The organism is Pseudomonas sp. NPDC087690 (genome assembly GCF_044743175.1).
In the GTDB taxonomy this organism is placed as follows: Bacteria; Pseudomonadota; Gammaproteobacteria; order Pseudomonadales; family Pseudomonadaceae; genus Aquipseudomonas.
Map to the genome: position 1 here is coordinate 1 of NZ_JBIUVX010000024.1, position 18,818 is coordinate 18,818.

Here is an 18,818-nt window from a genome sequence, read left to right on the forward strand (position 1 = left end):
TAGGCCGGATTTGCTTAGTTCGCTATTTTCATCCATGGTCAGCTTTCTCGCGATGCTGCTTCGCAGCTTCTCTTAATGCGGGTATGATCGGCGTTTACGTTGTCCCAGCCAAGATAGTGGAAGTCGCCCAACGATGCAAAACAAAAAGCTCATGCTAACCAGTTTCACCTTTGTGGGACTGCTCGCACTCGCCGGTTGTTCATTCCCCGGGGTTTACAAAATCGACATCCAGCAGGGCAATGTCGTCACGCAGGATATGATAGACCAGTTACGCCCGGGAATGACCCGGCCGCAAGTACGGTTTATCATGGGTAACCCCCTGCTGACCGACACGTTCCATGCCGATCGCTGGGATTATCTGTACAGCCTGCAACCGGGTGGCGGTGAACGCCAACAGGAACGCGTCAGCGTTATTTTCAACTCAAACGACCAGCTTGTCAGCCTGTCCGGTGACTTTATGCCCGGCGTCAGCCGTGACGAAGCCATTCTCGGCAAGGACAGCGGCACTTCTGTGACCGCTCCTGCTGAAAACGCCGAGAAGCCAGAACCGGAAAAACCGGTCAAGCCAGGTTCCTTGCTGGATCAGATCCAGAAGGACGTCGATGGTGTGGAAACCGTTCCGGTTCCAACGCCAGAGCCCCTGGACACCTCGCCGCAATAATTTGCGACGCAATAAAAAACCCGGAAACTCCGGGTTTTTTATTGTCTGCGATTTGGCTTTTTACGCGTTTCGAGCCTTGGCTTCGGCAGCCTTGGCCGCTCGCAAGCGTCGAACCTCTTTAGGATCGGCGAGCAATGGGCGATAAATCTCGATGCGATCTCCCGCCTGAATCACCCGCGAATCCGGGTCAGCAACTACTTTTCCAAAGATGCCCAGCGGGCACTCCGCCAGATTCAGCTCAGGAAATTCGCTATCAATACCCGATGCAAACACCGCAGCCCGCACCGTCGCGCCTTCTTTTACGCTGACAGCGCGTAAAACCTGACGATCCACAGCCGCGTATACCACCTCTATATCGATCACTGACTCAACCATGCATCTGCTTGGCGCGCTGACAGAACGCGTCCACCAGCGTATTCGCGGCCTGATTGAACAGCGGCCCCAACGTCGCGCGCACCAGCGGCCCGGCATAGTCGAACGACAGATCCAGGCTGATCTTGCAGGCCTTCTCGTTCAACACCTTGAACACCCAGACGCCGTGCAGTTGATTGAACGGCCCTTCTTCCAGGTTCATTTCGATCGACTGCCCCGGCACCAGCGTATTGCGCGTCACAAAATGTTGACTGAGACCGCCCTTGGCCACGCCAACACTGGCGCGCATATGCTCCGGCGAGCTTTCCAGCACCTCAGCCGAAGAGCACCACGGCAGAAATTCCGGGTAACGCGCCACGTCGTTGACCAGGTCATAGAGGAATTGCGCCGGGTACGGCAGCAGCGCTGATCGTTGAATATGTGTCGTCATGTAAGCGTTACTTCCAGAGCTGAGCGGCAAACACTACAAGAATGCCGATGGGCGCCACGTAGCGCATCAAGAACAAAGACAGGGCAAACAGCGCCGGGTTACGGATCGACAGTTCGTCGCGTACCGCTTCACGCCCCATCACCCATCCGGCAAACAGCACAAAACACAGGCCACCGAGCGGCAACATGATCCGCGAGGTGAAGAAATCGATCACGCCAAAGAAGTCCAGACCACCCTGCGCACCCCATTGGTAGAGGTGGAACATCCCGCCTTCGTTCACGAAAAATTTGGCTTCCTTCCAGATATTGAAGGAGAACACCGTGCCCAGACCGACGAACCAGCAGATGAACGCCAGCCAGAAAGTCACCCATGCGCGACTGATTTTCGTGCGCTCAACCAGATAGGCAACCATCGGCTCGAGCAACGAAATCGCCGAACTCCATGCCGCAATCGCCACCAGCACAAAGAACACCACGCCCATCAACTGACCGAAAGCCACATTACCAAAGGCAAATGGCAGACTGACGAACATCAGGCCAGGCCCTTCGCTAGGATTCAGGCCTCCGGCAAACACAATCGGGAATAAGGCCAGACCGGCGACCAGCGACACAAAGGTGTCCAGCAGTGCTACACCGACAACCGTGCCCGACAACGACGAACTCTTCGGCATGTAAGCGCCGTAGATCATGATCGAGCCGACACCAACGCTCAGCGAGAAGAACGCGTGCCCCATCGCTGGCAACAGGCCGTCGAGAACTTTTTCCGGGTGGAAGTCGAACATGAAATGCACGCCCTCCATGAAATGCCCGGTGGTCATGCTGTAACCCAGCAGCACCAGGATCATCACGAACAGCAGCGGCATCATGATGCGCAGGCTGCGCTCAAGCCCGGCGACCACGCCTTTGGCGATGACGAAGGCCGACAACAGCATGAAAATCGTATGCCAAAGTGTCAGGCGCCATGGGTTGGAGATGACATTGCCGAAATAAGCGCCGACCTGATCGGCCGTCGCGCCCTGGAAATCTCCGCGGCCCATGTCGACGATGTAGTCCAGCGACCAACCGCCAACCACGCTATAGAAAGACAGGATCAGCAACGCCGTGATCATCCCGGCAAACGCTCCCCACGACCATTTGCCCGAGTGCCCGGCTTCCAGCGCCAGCACCTTCAAGGCGTTCGCCGGACTTTGCCGGGCGCGCCGGCCGATCAGGGTTTCAGCGAGCATGACCGGGATGCCGATCAGTGCGATGCACGCCAGAAACATCAGTACAAACGCACCGCCGCCGTAGACCCCGACCATGTAGGGGAACTTCCAGATACTACCCAGTCCCACGGCCGAACCGGTCGCGGCGAGTATGAATACCCAGCGGCTAGCCCAACTGCCGTGGACAGAAACCTTGTCTGTCGACATCGTTTATCACGCCCAAGCGTTAGAAAAAGAGGCCGCATTGTCCGGGATTCACTCAACCTGCTCAAGCACGCAGCATCACCGTAGCCGACAGCCTTTTATCTCCATATATTGCCGCCCCTATGGCTAAACAGAAGAAACACCCAACAGGGACCATCGCGCAGAACAAAAAGGCGCGACACGATTACTTCATCGAGCACAAGTTCGAGGCTGGTCTGGTCCTGGCCGGCTGGGAAGTAAAAAGTCTGCGGGCAAGCAAGCTACAGCTGGTTGACAGCTATGTCCTGCTCAAGGATGGCGAAGCGTGGCTGCTGGGTAGCCACATCACGCCTCTGATGACCGCAAGCACCCACGTCATCGCCGACCCGGTGCGCACACGCAAACTGCTGCTCAACCGCCGCGAGCTGGAAAAGCTTGCAGCGATGGTGCAGCAGAAGGGTTACGCCTGCGTCTGCCTGTCCTGGTACTGGAGCAAGCACATGGTCAAGTGCGAGATTGCTCTGGGCAAGGGCAAAAAGGAATACGACAAGCGTGATACCGAACGCGAGCGCGATGCCGGTCGTGAACTGCAGCGTGCCGTGCGCAACAAGGGCAAGGAAGATTAATTTCTTCTGCCTTTAGAGCGTATTCGCGAGCAGGCTCGCTCCCACCTTGGAATGCATTCCAATTGTGGGAGCGAGCCTGCTCGCGAAAGCTATTGCATCATCAACACAGAAATAACTGATCACATCCCCTTGCGCCGCTCCGCTCGAGCCATGCGCTGAACTTCCTGCCGCACCTCTTCCAGCACTTCCTGCACATACAAAATATGTCGGCTGGAGACTTCTCTAGCCTGCTCCGCACGACCTTCAATAATCGCCAGATACAATTCCCGATGCTGGGTAATCAGCATGTCGCGGGTTTCCGTGCGCTGCTTGTACATGCCGCCGATGTTGGTCACCACGTTGCGCTTGAGCAGATCGAACAAGCCACGAATGGTGTGCAGCAGCACTGCGTTATGGCTGGCTTCAGCAATCGCCAGGTGAAACTTCGCATCTGCCGCCCCCTCTTCTGCCCGACTGACTTCGTCGTGACGCGAGTAGCAATCCTGCAATTCTTCAAACGCCGCCGTCAGCCGCTCGCGATCAACATCAGTCGCACGCAATGCTGCGTAATAGGCGCACGATGCCTCCAGGGTGTGGCGAAACTCGAGCAAATCACGCTGCGCCTCGGGGTTGCTTTCGAGCAATTGCAGCAGCGGATCGCTGAACGTTGAGCCCAGACTCTCGACCACGTAATTGCCGCCGCCCTGCCGGCTGACCAGCAGGCCTTTCGCCGCCAGTTTCTGGATCGCTTCACGCAGCGACGGCCGTGATACGCCAAATTGTTCGGCCAGCGTGCGCTCCGCCGGAAGCCGTTCACCGGACTTCAGCGTGCCCTCAAGGATCATCCCCTCAAGCCGCTCAACAATATCGTCAGACAAACGGCGCTGCCGAATCTGATCAAACCCCATAACTCATTTCTCCACGATCCCGACCGCTCGCCGGGCTCTCTATTCTGGCCTATCGGCGCCTTGCCGACACCTACCAGACGCCACTTGCCGAAACCGGATCAGATGCGCTCTGCACCGCTTGTTCGACAAAAGTTTCAGCGCGGCAAATTGACACACCGACATCAAGGCTTTTACCCTAGCCAACAGCGATTGTAAATTGGTCTTACCAATTATCCAAGAACGCTGACAGTGCCTGACCAACAACAATTAGGGGCCACCCCATATGCAAACCTGGCAACAGCTCTACAGCCCGCTCGGCAGTCTCGGCGTGTCCGCACTCGCGGCCGTCATTCCCATCGTGTTCTTTTTCCTCGCGCTGGCGGTGTTCCGCCTCAAAGGCCATGTGGCCGGCAGCATTACCCTCGCCCTGTCGATTGCCGTGGCGATCTTCGCGTTTCAGATGCCGGTCGACATGGCTTTCGCCGCCGCCGGTTATGGCTTCGCCTACGGTCTGTGGCCGATTGCCTGGATCATTGTCGCGGCGGTATTCCTCTACAAACTGACGGTGAAAAGTGGTCAGTTCGAGGTCATTCGCAGTTCGGTGTTATCGATTACTGACGACCAGCGCCTGCAAGTGCTGCTGATCGGTTTCTGCTTCGGTGCGTTCCTGGAAGGTGCCGCCGGTTTCGGCGCTCCGGTGGCGATTACTGCCGCACTTCTTGTCGGGCTGGGCTTCAATCCGTTGTACGCCGCCGGCCTGTGCCTGATCGCCAACACCGCACCGGTTGCGTTCGGCGCACTGGGAATTCCGATCATTGTTGCCGGCCAAGTCACCGGTATCGACGCGTTCAAGATCGGCGCCATGACCGGTCGCCAACTGCCGCTGCTGTCGCTGTTCGTGCCGTTCTGGCTGGTGTTCATGATGGATGGTCTGCGTGGCGTGCGCGAAACCTGGCCCGCGGCACTGGTGGCCGGCCTGAGCTTCGCCATCACTCAATACTTCACCTCGAACTTCATCGGCCCAGAGCTGCCGGACATCACTTCGGCGCTAGCGAGCCTGATCTCCCTGACCCTGTTCCTGAAAGTCTGGCAGCCGAAACGCACAGCAGGTGCGCAGATCGCTGGCGCCACATCCAGTGCTGCAATCACCGCCAGCGTCGGTGGCTTCGGCCAGAAGCGTACGACCGTGGCGTCGCCTTACTGCCTCGGGGAAATTTTCAAGGCCTGGTCGCCGTTCCTGATCCTCACCGTGCTGGTAACGATCTGGACGCTGAAACCTTTCAAAGCGATGTTCGCCGCTGGCGGTTCGATGTACAGCTGGGTGTTCAACTTCGCGATTCCGCACCTTGATCAACTGGTGATCAAAACCGCACCGATCGTGGCCGCTCCAACAGCAATTCCGGCGGTGTTCAAACTTGATCCGATTTCCGCGACCGGCACCGCTATTTTCTTCTCTGCGCTGATCTCGATGTTGGTGCTGAAGATCAATTTCAAAACTGGTCTTACCACTTTCAAAGAGACCTTCTACGAACTGCGCTGGCCAATCCTGTCGATCGGCATGGTGCTGGCGTTTGCCTTCGTCACCAACTACTCCGGCATGTCTTCGACCATGGCCCTGGTATTGGCCGGCACGGGCGCGGCGTTCCCGTTCTTCTCGCCATTCCTTGGTTGGTTGGGCGTGTTCCTCACCGGTTCGGATACCTCTTCGAACGCCCTGTTCAGTTCGTTGCAGGCGACCACTGCGCATCAAATCGGCGTCAACGACACCTTGCTGGTAGCGGCGAACACCAGCGGCGGCGTGACCGGCAAGATGATCTCACCACAATCGATCGCCGTGGCCTGCGCAGCGACCGGCCTGGTGGGCAAGGAATCGGATCTGTTCCGCTTCACCCTCAAGCACAGCCTATTCTTTGCAACGATTGTCGGCCTGATCACCCTGGCTCAGGCCTACTGGTTCACCGGCATGCTGGTGCACTAAACCTGCAAGACGCCTACAAGAAGCATGGAAATAACCGACGCCGGTTGGTGATGCCGGCGTCAGCAACTCACAACCCGGTCTGTAAGGCTGCTGAAAGCATTGCTCTCTATATTCAGCAGCCGCAACAGACGGATAACCGGGCCCACCCGGAGACACGCCTGATGAGCGAGCTTTTTTACAACGCCGTGCCAAACGCGACCCGCGTGGCACCGCCACTGCCCGAACCTCGGCAATACCCCAGCGAGAAACCGCCACGGGTCTACCTGTTCGGCACATGCGTAGTCGACCTGTTCTACCCCGAAGCCGGGATGGACGCGATCCACTTGCTGGAGCGCGAAGGCATTCGGGTCGAGTATCCGCAAGGGCAGAGTTGCTGCGGCCAACCGGCCTACACCTCGGGTTATACCGAGCAGGCGCGGACGGTAGCGCGCTCGCAACTGGCGCTGTTTGCCGGGGATTATCCGGTGGTGGTGCCGTCGGGTTCCTGCGCCGGCATGCTGCGCGAGCATTACGCCGACTTGTTCAAGGACGAGCCGGAAACGCTGAAACAGGTTCAGGCCCTCGCAGCCCGTACCTATGAACTGGCCGAGTTTCTGCTGTTCGTCTGCAAGGTGCAGCTCAAGGACAGCGGCGAACCGGTCAAAGTCGCGCTGCACACTTCGTGTTCGGCACGCCGCGAAATGAACACCCACCTGCACGGCCGCGAGTTGTTGGCGCAGTTGAGCAACGTGGAACGGGTCAATCATGACCATGAAAGCGAATGCTGTGGCTTCGGCGGAACATTCAGCGTCCGTATGCCAGACATTTCCGGCGCGATGGTGGCTGACAAGACCAAAGCGCTGAAGGATTCCGGCGCGCACAAGGTATTGAGCGCCGACTGTGGCTGTTTGATGAACATCAACGGCGCATTGGAGAAACAAAAAGAAACGCTACGCGGGCAACATCTCGCCAGCTTCTTGTGGCAACGAAGCGGAGGTGCGCAATGAGCACTTCCGCGATTATTCCTACGGTCGCCGTAGAAGAAGATTTCCGCACCCGGGCACACAATGCCTTGGGCGATCAGCAGTTGCGGAACAACTTCCGCACTGCCATGGATTCACTGATGGTCAAGCGGGCAGCCGCTTTCAGTGATCCCCATGAAAGAGAACATTTGCGCGCACTGGGCAATTCGATCAAAGCCCGCGCGCTGTCCAAGTTGCCCGAACTGCTCGAGCAACTGGAACAGAACCTGACCCGCAACGGTGTGACAGTGCACTGGGCGGAAACGGTGGACGAGGCCAATGGCATCGTCTTATCGATCATCCGCGCTCACGAGGCGCGGCAAGTGATCAAGGGAAAATCGATGGTCAGCGAAGAGATGGAGATGAACCATTTCCTCGAGGCTCGGGACATTGAATGTCTGGAGTCCGATATGGGGGAATACATCGTCCAGCTCGACCACGAGAAGCCTTCACACATCATTATGCCGGCGATCCACAAGAATGCCGGTCAGGTCGCGTCCTTGTTCCACGACAAACTTGGCGTGGAATACACCAAGGACGTTGACCACCTCATTCAGATCGGTCGCAGAGTCCTGCGGCAGAAATTCTTCGAAGCGGACATCGGCGTCTCCGGTGTCAACTTCGCCGTCGCCGAAACCGGCACCCTGCTGCTGGTGGAAAACGAAGGCAACGGCCGCATGACCACCACCGTGCAGCCGGTGCACATCGCCGTCACCGGCATCGAAAAAGTCGTGGAAAACCTGCGTGACGTGGTGCCGCTGCTGTCACTGCTGACCCGCTCGGCGCTGGGCATTCCGATCACCACTTACGTCAACATGATCTCCGGCCCGCGCAAGGCGCACGAACTCGACGGCCCGCAGGAAGTGCATCTGGTCCTGCTCGACAACGGTCGCAGCCAGGCTTTCGCCGACAGCGAATTGCGCCAGACCCTGAACTGCATCCGCTGCGGCGCCTGCATGAACCATTGCCCGGTCTACACCCGCGTCGGTGGCCACACCTATGGCGAGGTTTACCCTGGGCCGATCGGCAAAATCATCACCCCACACATGGTCGGTCTGGCCAAGGTTCCGGATCACCCGAGTGCTTCGTCGCTGTGCGGCGCCTGCGGTGAAGTGTGCCCGGTAAAAATTCCGATTCCGGCGATCCTGCGGCGCCTGCGCGAAGAGAACGTCAAAGCCCCTGACAGCCCGAATCAAGTGATGCGCGGTCAGGGCAGCAAGTATTCGCGCAAGGAACGCTTTATCTGGAACGCCTGGGCGAGACTCAACAGCTCGCCAACCTTGTATCGACTGTTCGGTTTCTTCGCCACGCGCCTGCGTGCGCTGACTCCGAATAACGTCGGCCCGTGGACGCAAAATCACAGCGCACCGAAACCCGCCGCGCGCTCACTGCACGACATGGCCCGTGAGCATCTGGCCAAACAGGGAGACCGTTGATGAGCGCCAAGCAAAATATCCTCGGCAAACTGCGGAAAAGTCTGACGGGTACCACGCCGATTGCCGACGACTTCGATGTCGATCTGGTGACGCAGCCTTACACCTACAGCGCCGAACAGCGCATCCCGCAACTGCGCAAACTGATGGAAGCGGTGCACACCGAAATCCACCTGACCTCGGGCGAAAAGTGGCCAGCGCTGCTTGCGCAATTGCTCCGCGACCGTCAGTTGCCGAGCCTGTTGATTGCACCGACTACCGCCCACGGGCAGAAAATCACACAGCACTGGGCGAACAATCCCGAGCTGCCGACGCTGAAATCCTACGACCGACCAATGGAAGAGTGGAAAGCCGAACTGTTCAACGATACGCCGGCAAGTATCACCGGAACCCTCGGCGCCATCGCCGCAACCGGCAGCCTGATTCTGTGGCCAACCCGCGAAGAACCGCGTTTGATGAGCCTGGTGCCACCGGTGCATTTCGCTTTGCTCAAGGCCAGTGAAATCCGCGACAACTTCTATCAGGTGCAACAGCAATTCGAATGGGCGCAAGGCATGCCGACCAACGCGTTGCTGGTGTCCGGCCCGTCGAAAACTGCAGACATCGAGCAAGTACTGGCTTACGGCGCCCACGGTCCGAAAGATCTGGTGGTACTGATTCTGGAGGACCAATGACGCTCCCAGTGAGTTTCCTGCGTGATGCGCAGCAATTGATTCCGGCCCAGCGCCGCTTTGATGATCCGTTATCGACACTGGCTTTCGGCACCGACGCGAGTTTTTATCGGCTGATTCCGCAACTGGTGATTCGCGTCGAATCTGAAGATGAAGTGGTGGCACTGCTGAAACTGGCTCAGCGCGATCATGTTCCGGTGACGTTCCGCGCCGCCGGCACCAGCCTGTCCGGTCAGGCGATCAGCGATTCCGTGCTGATTGTGCTTGGGGATAACTGGAACGCTCGCGAAATTCGCGGCCAAGGCACGCAGATTCGCCTGCAACCGGGGGTGATCGGCGCACAGGCCAACGCGTGGCTCGCACCGTTCGGGCGCAAGATCGGCCCCGACCCGGCATCGATCAACGCCTGCAAAATCGGCGGCATCGTCGCCAACAACGCCAGCGGCATGTGCTGTGGCACCGCGCAAAATACCTATCACACGCTGGCTGGCATTCGCCTGGTGCTGGCCGATGGCTCGCGCCTGGATACCGAAGATGCCGCCAGTGTTGCGGCGTTTCGCAGCAGTCACGGCGATCTGCTCGAACGCCTGACGACGTTGGGCCGCGAAACCCGCGCCAACGCCGAACTGGCTGCACGAATCCGCCACAAATACCGCCTGAAAAATACCACCGGCTTGTCACTCAACGCCTTGGTGGACTTCGATGAGCCTGTGGATATCTTGAGCCACTTGCTGGTCGGCTCCGAAGGCACGCTCGGCTTCATCAGCGCGGTAACTTACGACACCGTGATCGATCACCCGAACAAGGCGTCGGCGCTGATTGTGTTTCCCGATGTGGAAACCTGCTGCAACGCAGTCACCGTGCTGAAAAGCCAAGCGGTTTCCGCCGTAGAGTTACTGGACCGGCGCAGTCTTCGCTCGGTGCAGGACAAACCCGGCATGCCCGCTTTCGTACAACAGCTGTCGAATAAAGCCTGCGCGCTGCTGATTGAATCCCGCGCTGCATCTTCTTCTTTGCTACAGGAACAACTGGCGCAGATCATGGCGTCGCTCGGTGGTTTCCCGGTGGAGAAACAGGTCGACTTCACCGAAGACCCTGCCGAGAACGCCAAGCTATGGGCGATCCGCAAGGACACCTTCCCCGCCGTCGGCGCCGTGCGAAAAACCGGCACCACGGTGATCATCGAAGACGTGACCTTCCCGGTCGAACAACTGGCCATCGGCGTAAATCGCTTGATCGAGCTGTTCGACAAACATTCCTACGATGAAGCGATCCTTTTCGGACACGCACTGGAAGGCAATCTGCACTTCGTCTTCACTCAAGGCTTCAACAACCCGGAAGAAGTCGCCCGCTATCAAGCGTTCATGGACGACGTCGCGCAATTGGTGGCAGTGGAATTCGGTGGTTCGCTGAAAGCCGAACACGGCACCGGACGCAACATGGCGCCGTTCGTGGAACTGGAATGGGGCAGCGACGCCTATCAACTGATGTGGCAGCTCAAACGTCTGCTCGATCCGAACGGCATTCTCAACCCGGACGTGGTGCTCAGCGAAGATCCGCAGATCCACCTCAAACATCTGAAACCGCTGCCGGCGGCCGACGAGATTGTGGATAAGTGCATCGAGTGTGGCTTTTGCGAACCGGTCTGCCCGTCGAAAGGCCTGACCCTGAGTCCACGCCAGCGCATCGTGATCTGGCGCGATATACAAGCGAAGAAACGTGCCGGCGTCGACACCACCGAACTGGAAAAAGCCTACGAGTACCAAGGCATCGACACCTGCGCCGCGACGGGTCTGTGTGCACAGCGTTGCCCTGTAGGCATCAATACCGGCGAGCTGGTGAAAAAGCTCCGTGGCCGACACGCGAAGCATCAGAAAACCGCTGACTGGATCGAAGGAAACTTCGCCAAGACTTTGCAAGGCGCACGCTTCACCCTGCATGTGGCCAACGGTGCACGGATGATGCTCGGCGCACCGCGCCTGGCGAAACTTTCGGCGACGATTACGCGCCTGTCCAAGGGCCAGGTGCCACTGTGGACGAATGCGATGCCACAACCGGAGAAAGCCATTCGCTTTAGTCCGAGCATGTCGGACGAACGCCCGCGCGTGGTGTATCTGGCCGCGTGTGTGTCGCGGGTCATGGGCCCGGCGGCGGGTGATAAAGAGCAGATGTCGCTCTACGACAAAACCCGTGGCCTGTTGGAAAAGGCCGGTTACCAAGTGGTCTTCCCGGACAACCAGGACAACCTCTGCTGCGGTCAGCCTTTCGCCTCCAAAGGCTATGCCGAGCAAGCCGAACACAAACGCCAGGAGCTGATCAGCGCACTGCTGCATGCCAGTCGCGGCGGGCTCGACCCGATCTACTGCGACACCAGCCCATGCACGTTGCGGCTGGTGCAGGACGTAGGAGAAACCCGTCTGGATCTGTACGACCCGGTGCGTTTCATCCGTACGCATCTTCTCGAACGACTGGATTTCACCCCGCAAGACGCACCGATTGCCGTGCACGTGACCTGCAGCACGCAACATCTGGGCGAAAGCCAGACGTTGATCGATCTGGCGCGCAAGTGCAGCAAGACCGTGGTGATCCCAGAGGGCATTCATTGTTGCGGATTTGCCGGTGACAAGGGCTTTACCACGCCAGAGTTGAACAGCCACTCACTGCGCACGCTCAAGGAGGCCGTGCAGCATTGCAGCGAGGGAATTTCCACCAGCCGAACCTGTGAGATCGGCCTGACACAACATGGCGGAATCGACTATCACGGGCTGGTCTATCTGGTGGATCGAGTGACCCGGGCAAAGGCCTGCTGAAGAAAAATAGAACCCTTGAGTTCGACTGTAGTCCACAGATTAACCCCGACTGATCGGGGTTTTTCATCCATTCGGTTGCCCGTCCTGACGGCCAGCGAAGTCTGGACCCACTCGGTTCAAGGAGATACACATGAAACGTTCTGTACTGTTAGGTCTGTTCGTTACTGCATCGATGATGGCGTCCACTTCGTTTGCCGCGGACAAACCTGCGGACCTGTGCGATGCCAATATCCAGACCATTCAAAGTGGCAAGGCGCAGTTGTCTGCGAATCCAGAGCTGAGCCAGCGCGCTGAAGCCAGTGTGACCAGAGCTCAGTCGCTCAAGGCCGAGGGCAAGATCGATGACTGTGTAGCGGAAACCTCGCAAACCATTGTCGAACTGCGTAAAGCCACCGGCACCAACAACTGATCAGCGTCCCGGCCAACCTTCGGGTTGGCCTTGTGGGGCTGATTGGCGTACACTGCGCAGGCTTGTTGCTCAAACAGATGTACTGAGCAATGAGTTCGGGGCCGTTTAGGATTCGACGCCGGTTGCGAAACTCTAGGTGCATGCCGACTTGGTAACAGAAGTCGTAAATCCACTGTTGCAACTACTTATAGTTGCCAATGACGACCAATACGGTGTTGCTCTCGCTGCTTAATTGCAGCTGACAATGCTCCTGGTACCTTCGGGTCCAGCAATCATCAGGGGATGTCTGTAAACCCAAAATGATTGTCATATAGAACAGAATCGCCGTGCAGTACGTTGTGGACGAAGCGGCTAAAACTTACACAACTCGCCCAAAGCACCCTGCCCTTCGGGTCGCTGAGGGTTAACTTAATAGAAACGGCTACGCATGTAGTACCGACAGCGGAGTACTGGCGGACGGGGGTTCAAATCCCCCCGGCTCCACCAACTCTCAACGACAAAGCCCGCCAAGTGCGGGCTTTGTCGCATCTGAAGTTCGGGATTTTCCGGATCAGCGCGATTGGACTGGCGTGCTGCGCCGGAACTATGCTTTGAGCCATCGGCAATGACCCAAGGACTTTCATGAACGTTTGGCTGCGCGTCCTATTGGCTACCCTCGTTTCACTGTCTGCGCACGCCGCGACCACCGACATCCCACCAAGAGTCCAGCAGGTCGTCTACAAGAGTGGCCACGGCAGCGTGCAATTCAAGCAGTCGATCAAGGGCTATAAAACTGCGGAGTACACGCTCAGCGGCAAAGCCGGGCAGATGCTGACGGTGGGCTTTAAATGTGCCAACCTTTCCGCCGCCTTCAACCTCGCCACCAAAGGTGCTGATTACGCGCTGTTCAACGGTTCGGTCATGGGCAATCATTTCCTCGGCTCGTTGCCGGCCGATGGCGATTACACGGTGCAGGTCTATCTCATGCGCAGTGCTGCCCGACGCGATGAAGTGGCCAACTACGAGATTTCCCTCACTCTCGCCAACGGCGACGCAGTGGATAACCAGCGACCTTTCGATCAACACGTGGCGTTGCAGGGCATCGATTTTCATGTGAAAGCGGATCTGCTCGATGGCAAACCCACATTGCGTATCGACCCCCAAGGCCTGGAGATCGACAACTCAGTGATCACCCGCCCACTCAACGGCGATATCATCCGCGCCGAGGTCGGCGACCTGAATAATGACGGCTCGCCTGAGCTCTACGTCTTCACTCGTTCGCCCGGTCGCGGGATGCCCGGTGAACTGATCGCCTACTCGGCGAATAACAAAAAATCCCTGAGCGAAATCTATCTGCCGCCCATCAGCGACAACCCGAAAACCGCCGAGGGTTATCAGGGTGAGGACTCATTTGCTGTCGTGGAGAACACGCTCATTCAGCGCTTCCCTGTGTATGGCAGCGCGGACGCCGGAACCGGTCGCACGGGGAAGATGCGCCAGGTTCAGTACAAGTTGGTGCCCGGAGAGGCGGGATGGGTTTTACGTGCAGGCAAAGTGGCGGAGTATTGACATGATCATGGCCGCCAGTCACCGGGATGCCGCAAGGAGTGGGTGCGGGCACGTGCGCAAGCAGATGCCGCTACCGATCACATGCCCTGAACCCTGCTCTTCTCTACCACGATAACGCTTTCGCAACGTGCTCCGCTTCAGTCCTGGATCGACCACTGTCTGTAATCGGTGCCCGCAACATCGACCGTTGCTCTTTGCGATCGACGATCCAGAACGCCATCTTCGTCGGCGTCTTGCGCGAGGCGCCCGTCTCAGGATCTGCGCTGGAGGAACCTTGTCCATCCGGCGACTGCGTCACCTCGAACTCCCATTTATGGCCGATTGCCGGGATGTCTTCATGGGCTACCGATTTGGCTGAAAACCCTGTTTTGCTCAGACCCGCAGCTTGCAAGCCGAGATTATTCGCCATGAAGGAGCGCAGCATGGACTCCAGCTCCTGATCAGAAGAGGCTGGCATGCCCACGGTCAGGCCGAGCTGGGCCCCGCTCTGCAGGTTTTCGTAGTAAAAGCGCCCATGGGTGTTCGGTCGCAGACGGTAATCGCCCACGCGCAGCGGCAAATGCACGCCTTGGCGTTCATTGACCAAGGCGTTTTCATCCTTCGGTATATGCCAGCCCAGTGTCGCATCGCTCATCTGCCATTCGATGAATCTGCGGTTCAGCGCCACGGCGTCCTCGTTTCGGCCTTGCCGATAATCGATGTCCGCGGCGAAGTCCAACGCGCTGCGAAAAAGCAGTTCATCGACGACCCGTTCGTCCCAGGCTGACACCGCCAAACCCAGTGCACGACGTGCGGCCTCGAGATCTGCGCGCCGATATTGATCGATGCCGATGTAAGTCTGCATCCGCGCAATCTCGTCCGGGAAGTGCGCGTCGGGCAGCGCCTTTTCCGCCAGTGCCGCAGCCTTGGCTACGCCGTCCGGCAGTGAAGCGGCCACCTCGATATCCCGCACCTGCTGAGCCAGTGGCCGTTCACGAAACAGCGGCGGTGCGCTGCGCCATTTCAGCGCGGCGAACAATTGGCGCACTTGCTGCGCGACTTGGGCCTCGTCTTGCAATCCGAAATTGACATCGATATCCATCCGCCAGTCGCCGCGGAAGATAAGCCAATGAGCATTGATGCACTGCTTGTCCTCACATTCACTCTGATCTGCGCGCTTGAAAGCGGTCAGGCCGTCGTAGGCGAGATCGGGCATGGTCATTTCCAGCGCACTTGGCTTGTGCCGCGCCTGATAGGACTGCAGCGATGCCTGCCGTTCGGCAGCGCTGATCTTGCGTTGATGCTCGTCATAGGACACGGCAATCTCGGCAGTCAGGCGACCGCCCGGGAGCGCCTGCGTGTAAAGAACAAGAGTGTTGAAGTCGCGTTGTTCGGCCGGCTGGAACCTGGTCAATGTCCACGCCCCCACCGTGAGGGGCATCGAAAAGTCAGCGAGGTCGTATCGCAAGCGGGGCTCGTCCGGCGACAAACGCCATGAAGCGGGATCGGGGCTGGTCACCGCGAACAGCTTTTCTTGCAGGCGGGCGACCTCTGTCCTTTCACCCGCCATCATGCTCGCTTCGATTGCCCGCTCCAGCATGCCCGTGCTCCGAGCGTCGCGCTTGCCCGATGCACCGTTGTCGGCGGCTTGCTTTTCCCAATACGCAATCTGCTCTTCAGCGGCACGGCGGGCCTCGTCATATCGGGCCTGTTTGTGCAGCAGATCAACGAGCAAGGCGCCCGCGTCGAGTTCGATAAAATCGAGGGCGCTGCCTTTTCGGCCAGCAACCATGGCCGCCCGGGCAGCGACCGTGGCATCCGCCAGCAAGCCATCGCGGCTCAGACGTTGAGCTTCGTGCATCAACCCTCTAGCGTCGGGTGCCCGAGTCTGTGCCTGAACCGCCGCCGCGCTGCAGACCGCCATGGCGGTTGACAGCAGCAGCGCGGCAAAAAGGCGCCAGCGCCGGCTTTGCCTTGAACGCCGGGGCTGAACCACCGTCCCGGTGCTACACGCTGTTGCCAGGACCTGGGGATACGCGCCATGCATCATTTTTACTACTCCTTGTAGAGCCATCCTCCGGGTTTGCGACGGCTGATCCTGTTTGGCAGAGACACCTGTCATGACGTTCGCGGGTTTTGATGACCACCCACAAAGCGTCGCGACATTAGTGCCCTCGACAAACATTATCAAATGAGATTTCAGCTGATTTTTGCACCCTGTCAGGGGTCGATCGCAGGACTGATCAGGGAACTCGCTTTTCAAGGTCGTTATTGCTGGGTGAAACGTGCGCAGGTCGACTGGCTGCCGGTCTGCCTTTTTATGCCGGTGCATCAGCGTCGAGACCGCACATCGATATGAATTTTTCTTCACTGCAGCTACGCGGCCCAACCTTGTAAAGTCCACCCGCTCATTCAAGAAACTACGGTTCGCCCGCGGCTCTCCCGCGGGCTTTTTTTTGCCTGAAATTCAACACGACTTGCCGTCACCAGGACAATTGCGCGACGCTGCCGGTAGATCCTTCGCCCAGGAGCACCCGATGCCGCTGCTGTCCCTGCCCTGCCAACGCCTGACGCTGGCGATTCTCGCTCCGGATCAGGCCGGCCTCGAAAGTGCGTTCTACCAACGCAACCTGCGCCACCTCGCCCCTTGGTCGCCGATCCGCACCACTGAATATTTTTCCACCGAGCAGATTCGCCGCCGCCTGGAGATTCAGGCCAGCGCCTTTGAGGCCGGGCTGGCGATGCATTTCGCGCTGTTGACTCCGGATGGCGAGCAGATGATCGGCGCGTGCAATTTCAGTGGCATCATTCGCGGCGCGTTTCAGGCCTGTTACCTCGGTTACCACATCGACGAAGCCCATCAGGGCCAGGGTTTGATGCGTGAAGCGCTGGAGGCCGGGATTGGCTACATGTTCGACACGCAGAACCTGCACCGGATCATGGCCAACTACATTCCCGGCAACGAACGCAGCGCGCGGCTGCTGGAGAAGCTGGGGTTTGAGCGGGAGGGTTATGCCAAGGCCTACCTGAACATTGCCGGGCGCTGGCAGGATCATGTGCTGACGTCATTGGTCAATCCCGCATTCGAAACGCCGGAAAAGCGCTGGTCACGCCCCATGGTGTGAGCTTCACGATTTGTTCAGCAATGGCGACGTATGCTCGAGCTCCCGCCCCCTTCGGTAGCCTGAAACCATGTCGCGTGCCGCCCCTTCGCTGTTTCTGCTTGCCGCCTTGTTGTTTTTCTTCGCGCTGGGCGGTCATCAGTTGCAAGGCTCCACCGAGGCCCGCGTCGCCGGGATCGCCATGGAAATGCACCTGGACAATGACTGGGTAACGCCGCGCCTGTTCGGCGAACCATTTCTGGAAAAACCACCGCTGAGTCTGTGGCTCGACGCTGGCGCCATGCGCGTGTTCGGCGTATCGCCGTGGTCGGTGCGGCTGGCGTCGGCGGTGGCCGGAATGCTCAGCGTGATGGTGCTCTACGGCATGTTGCGCGGTTTCGAGCGGCCGAAGCGAATCGCGTGGACGGCGGGGATTTTGCTGGCGACCATGGCCAGTTATTGGAGCAACGTGCGCGGCGTCGGCGAAGACGCGCTGCTGGCCCTCGGCGTGACGATGGCATTGCTGGCGTTTTTTCAGGCGCAACGTGCATCGACCGCCGGCAACTCGCTGCTGTTTGTCATCGGGATCGCCATTGCCACATTGAGCAAGGGTGTCCTGGGGCTGGCGATGCCGGGGGTGGTGATTTTTGCTTATCTGTTGGCCGATACCTTGATCGATAAACGCCTGAAGATCGCTGATTGGTTGCGACCGGGATTGTTGACCTTGATCGGGCTGATTCCGCTATTGATCTGGCTGGTTGTGCTTTATCAGCATGACGGTGCGCAAGCGGTCAGAGAAGTGTTGCTGACCAACAGCGTCGGACGCTTCAGCGGGTCGTTCGTCGAGGCCGGGCATTACGAGCCGTTCCATTACTACCTCGCCAAGTTGCCGCAAGCGTTTTTGCCGTGGAACATTCTGGTGTATCTGGGGCTGTGGCATTTCCGCAAACAGCTCAAGGCCAATCGTTATCTGCTGTTTTTCAGCCTGTGGGTCGTTGCGCAATTCGTCATGCTGACGTTGGCTTCGAGCAAACGCATGGTGTACCTGATGTCGATGACACCGGCCGCCGCAGTGATCGCAGCGGAGTATGCCTGCGTGCTGTTCGAGCGATTGAAGCAGTACGAATCCGGTAATCGATTGGTAGGCCGAATCGCCCGGCACCGTCAGACACTGGCAGTCGGCGTACTCACGCTGGTGATCGGCAGTTATCTCGCGGCTGCGCAATGGGCGCTGCCCCACGCCGACAAAAAGTTATCGTTCCTGCCGTTGAACGAACACATTCAAATGCTGCAAGCCGAAGGTCGACAAGTTGCGTTGTTTCAAGCCAATGAACGCGTCGGCGGCGCCAGCGTTTTTTACACCCGACAGGTGCTGAAAGGTCTGGATACCGACGCGCAACTGAAAGACTTCCTCGCAGCCTCGCCATCCCACGTCGCCGTCATGGCGGCAGACCGCGAACCTGTCGCACCGTTGAAAGTGCTCAAGACCCTGAGGGTCGGGCGGCAGGCTTATTACTTCGTCGGTTATTGAGGTAGACGCTACACG

Annotated in this window: 16 protein-coding genes and 1 other RNA gene; 12 read left to right on the forward strand and 5 right to left on the reverse strand. The window is 58.6% G+C overall.

Going from position 1 to position 18,818, the window contains the following annotated elements; genetic code table 11:
- Nucleotides 1–133: 133 nt before the first annotated feature.
- Nucleotides 134–661, forward strand: a complete 528-nt coding sequence (locus ACIPIZ_RS20030; protein WP_401166937.1) for an outer membrane protein assembly factor BamE — start codon at nucleotides 134–136, stop codon at nucleotides 659–661.
- A 60-nt stretch (nucleotides 662–721) separates the two neighbouring features.
- On the opposite strand, the gene ACIPIZ_RS20035 is transcribed toward ACIPIZ_RS20030, so the two are convergent.
- The 3 genes from ACIPIZ_RS20035 to ACIPIZ_RS20045 are packed head-to-tail and all read right to left on the reverse strand — an operon-like array spanning nucleotide 722 to nucleotide 2,874.
- Nucleotides 722–1,036 carry an RnfH family protein gene (locus ACIPIZ_RS20035; protein ID WP_401166940.1) on the reverse strand — a complete coding sequence of 105 codons (315 nt, stop codon included), beginning with the start codon at nucleotides 1,034–1,036 and terminating at the stop codon, nucleotides 722–724.
- Nucleotides 1,029–1,463 (reverse strand): type II toxin-antitoxin system RatA family toxin, encoded by a 435-nt coding sequence (locus ACIPIZ_RS20040; protein ID WP_016986510.1) that lies wholly within the window; start codon nucleotides 1,461–1,463, stop codon nucleotides 1,029–1,031. Before ACIPIZ_RS20040 ends, ACIPIZ_RS20035 begins: the two co-directional genes overlap by 8 nt.
- A 7-nt stretch (nucleotides 1,464–1,470) precedes the next feature.
- Nucleotides 1,471–2,874 carry a sodium-dependent transporter gene (locus tag ACIPIZ_RS20045; RefSeq protein WP_122662412.1) on the reverse strand — a complete coding sequence of 468 codons (1,404 nt, stop codon included), beginning with the start codon at nucleotides 2,872–2,874 and terminating at the stop codon, nucleotides 1,471–1,473.
- A 119-nt stretch (nucleotides 2,875–2,993) separates the two neighbouring features.
- On the opposite strand from ACIPIZ_RS20045, the gene smpB reads away from it, so the two are divergent.
- On the forward strand, nucleotides 2,994–3,476 hold the full coding sequence (gene smpB / locus ACIPIZ_RS20050) for an SsrA-binding protein SmpB (RefSeq protein ID WP_008088297.1): 483 nt from the start codon (nucleotides 2,994–2,996) through the stop codon (nucleotides 3,474–3,476).
- 119 nt (nucleotides 3,477–3,595) lie between these two features.
- Here the strand turns inward: smpB and ACIPIZ_RS20055 are convergent, their stop codons facing one another.
- Entirely contained in the window at nucleotides 3,596–4,363 is a 768-nt protein-coding gene (locus ACIPIZ_RS20055) for an FCD domain-containing protein (protein ID WP_007915207.1), read from the reverse strand.
- Between the two features lie 262 nt (nucleotides 4,364–4,625).
- On the opposite strand from ACIPIZ_RS20055, the gene ACIPIZ_RS20060 reads away from it, so the two are divergent.
- From ACIPIZ_RS20060 to ACIPIZ_RS20095, 8 genes are all read left to right on the forward strand, one after another.
- Nucleotides 4,626–6,320, forward strand: a complete 1,695-nt coding sequence (locus tag ACIPIZ_RS20060) for a lactate permease LctP family transporter (RefSeq protein WP_253480211.1) — start codon at nucleotides 4,626–4,628, stop codon at nucleotides 6,318–6,320.
- A gap of 161 nt (nucleotides 6,321–6,481) precedes the next feature.
- On the forward strand, nucleotides 6,482–7,306 hold the full coding sequence (locus tag ACIPIZ_RS20065; RefSeq protein WP_401166944.1) for a (Fe-S)-binding protein: 825 nt from the start codon (nucleotides 6,482–6,484) through the stop codon (nucleotides 7,304–7,306).
- Nucleotides 7,303–8,757 (forward strand): LutB/LldF family L-lactate oxidation iron-sulfur protein, encoded by a 1,455-nt coding sequence (locus ACIPIZ_RS20070; RefSeq protein WP_401166945.1) that lies wholly within the window; start codon nucleotides 7,303–7,305, stop codon nucleotides 8,755–8,757. Before ACIPIZ_RS20065 ends, ACIPIZ_RS20070 begins: the two co-directional genes overlap by 4 nt.
- Nucleotides 8,757–9,428 (forward strand): lactate utilization protein C, encoded by a 672-nt coding sequence (locus tag ACIPIZ_RS20075; protein ID WP_401166947.1) that lies wholly within the window; start codon nucleotides 8,757–8,759, stop codon nucleotides 9,426–9,428. Before ACIPIZ_RS20070 ends, ACIPIZ_RS20075 begins: the two co-directional genes overlap by 1 nt.
- A complete protein-coding gene (locus ACIPIZ_RS20080; protein WP_401166950.1) occupies nucleotides 9,425–12,235 on the forward strand; it encodes an FAD-binding and (Fe-S)-binding domain-containing protein in 2,811 nt (936 codons plus the stop codon). Before ACIPIZ_RS20075 ends, ACIPIZ_RS20080 begins: the two co-directional genes overlap by 4 nt.
- Nucleotides 12,236–12,365: 130 nt before the next feature.
- Nucleotides 12,366–12,644 (forward strand): hypothetical protein, encoded by a 279-nt coding sequence (locus ACIPIZ_RS20085; protein ID WP_064387864.1) that lies wholly within the window; start codon nucleotides 12,366–12,368, stop codon nucleotides 12,642–12,644.
- Nucleotides 12,645–12,741: 97 nt separating this feature from the next.
- Nucleotides 12,742–13,130: a transfer-messenger RNA gene (ssrA, locus tag ACIPIZ_RS20090) on the forward strand.
- A gap of 135 nt (nucleotides 13,131–13,265) precedes the next feature.
- Complete coding sequence (locus ACIPIZ_RS20095; RefSeq protein WP_401166953.1) at nucleotides 13,266–14,192, forward strand: PliI family lysozyme inhibitor of I-type lysozyme; 927 nt, start codon at nucleotides 13,266–13,268, stop codon at nucleotides 14,190–14,192.
- Between the two features lie 103 nt (nucleotides 14,193–14,295).
- Here the strand turns inward: ACIPIZ_RS20095 and ACIPIZ_RS20100 are convergent, their stop codons facing one another.
- On the reverse strand, nucleotides 14,296–16,032 hold the full coding sequence (locus ACIPIZ_RS20100) for a hypothetical protein (RefSeq protein WP_122662446.1): 1,737 nt from the start codon (nucleotides 16,030–16,032) through the stop codon (nucleotides 14,296–14,298).
- A gap of 676 nt (nucleotides 16,033–16,708) precedes the next feature.
- Between ACIPIZ_RS20100 and rimJ the strand changes: the two genes are divergently transcribed.
- Entirely contained in the window at nucleotides 16,709–17,296 is a 588-nt protein-coding gene (gene rimJ / locus ACIPIZ_RS20105) for a ribosomal protein S5-alanine N-acetyltransferase (protein ID WP_253480221.1), read from the forward strand.
- A gap of 67 nt (nucleotides 17,297–17,363) precedes the next feature.
- Nucleotides 17,364–18,803 (forward strand): ArnT family glycosyltransferase, encoded by a 1,440-nt coding sequence (locus tag ACIPIZ_RS20110; protein WP_401166957.1) that lies wholly within the window; start codon nucleotides 17,364–17,366, stop codon nucleotides 18,801–18,803.
- Nucleotides 18,804–18,818: the final 15 nt, after the last annotated feature.

Excerpts from the sequence above, each read along its gene's own strand:
- ACIPIZ_RS20030 (WP_401166937.1), top strand. The coding sequence starts at position 134 with ATGCAAAACAAAAAGCTCATGCTAACCAGTTTCACCTTTGTGGGACTG.
- ACIPIZ_RS20035 (WP_401166940.1), bottom strand. The coding sequence starts at position 1,036 with ATGGTTGAGTCAGTGATCGATATAGAGGTGGTATACGCGGCTGTGGAT.
- ACIPIZ_RS20040 (WP_016986510.1), bottom strand. The coding sequence starts at position 1,463 with ATGACGACACATATTCAACGATCAGCGCTGCTGCCGTACCCGGCGCAA.
- ACIPIZ_RS20045 (WP_122662412.1), bottom strand. The coding sequence starts at position 2,874 with ATGTCGACAGACAAGGTTTCTGTCCACGGCAGTTGGGCTAGCCGCTGG.
- smpB (WP_008088297.1), top strand. The coding sequence starts at position 2,994 with ATGGCTAAACAGAAGAAACACCCAACAGGGACCATCGCGCAGAACAAA.
- ACIPIZ_RS20055 (WP_007915207.1), bottom strand. The coding sequence starts at position 4,363 with ATGGGGTTTGATCAGATTCGGCAGCGCCGTTTGTCTGACGATATTGTT.
- ACIPIZ_RS20060 (WP_253480211.1), top strand. The coding sequence starts at position 4,626 with ATGCAAACCTGGCAACAGCTCTACAGCCCGCTCGGCAGTCTCGGCGTG.
- ACIPIZ_RS20065 (WP_401166944.1), top strand. The coding sequence starts at position 6,482 with ATGAGCGAGCTTTTTTACAACGCCGTGCCAAACGCGACCCGCGTGGCA.
- ACIPIZ_RS20070 (WP_401166945.1), top strand. The coding sequence starts at position 7,303 with ATGAGCACTTCCGCGATTATTCCTACGGTCGCCGTAGAAGAAGATTTC.
- ACIPIZ_RS20075 (WP_401166947.1), top strand. The coding sequence starts at position 8,757 with ATGAGCGCCAAGCAAAATATCCTCGGCAAACTGCGGAAAAGTCTGACG.
- ACIPIZ_RS20080 (WP_401166950.1), top strand. The coding sequence starts at position 9,425 with ATGACGCTCCCAGTGAGTTTCCTGCGTGATGCGCAGCAATTGATTCCG.
- ACIPIZ_RS20085 (WP_064387864.1), top strand. The coding sequence starts at position 12,366 with ATGAAACGTTCTGTACTGTTAGGTCTGTTCGTTACTGCATCGATGATG.
- ACIPIZ_RS20095 (WP_401166953.1), top strand. The coding sequence starts at position 13,266 with ATGAACGTTTGGCTGCGCGTCCTATTGGCTACCCTCGTTTCACTGTCT.
- ACIPIZ_RS20100 (WP_122662446.1), bottom strand. The coding sequence starts at position 16,032 with ATGCACGAAGCTCAACGTCTGAGCCGCGATGGCTTGCTGGCGGATGCC.
- rimJ (WP_253480221.1), top strand. The coding sequence starts at position 16,709 with ATGCCGCTGCTGTCCCTGCCCTGCCAACGCCTGACGCTGGCGATTCTC.
- ACIPIZ_RS20110 (WP_401166957.1), top strand. The coding sequence starts at position 17,364 with ATGTCGCGTGCCGCCCCTTCGCTGTTTCTGCTTGCCGCCTTGTTGTTT.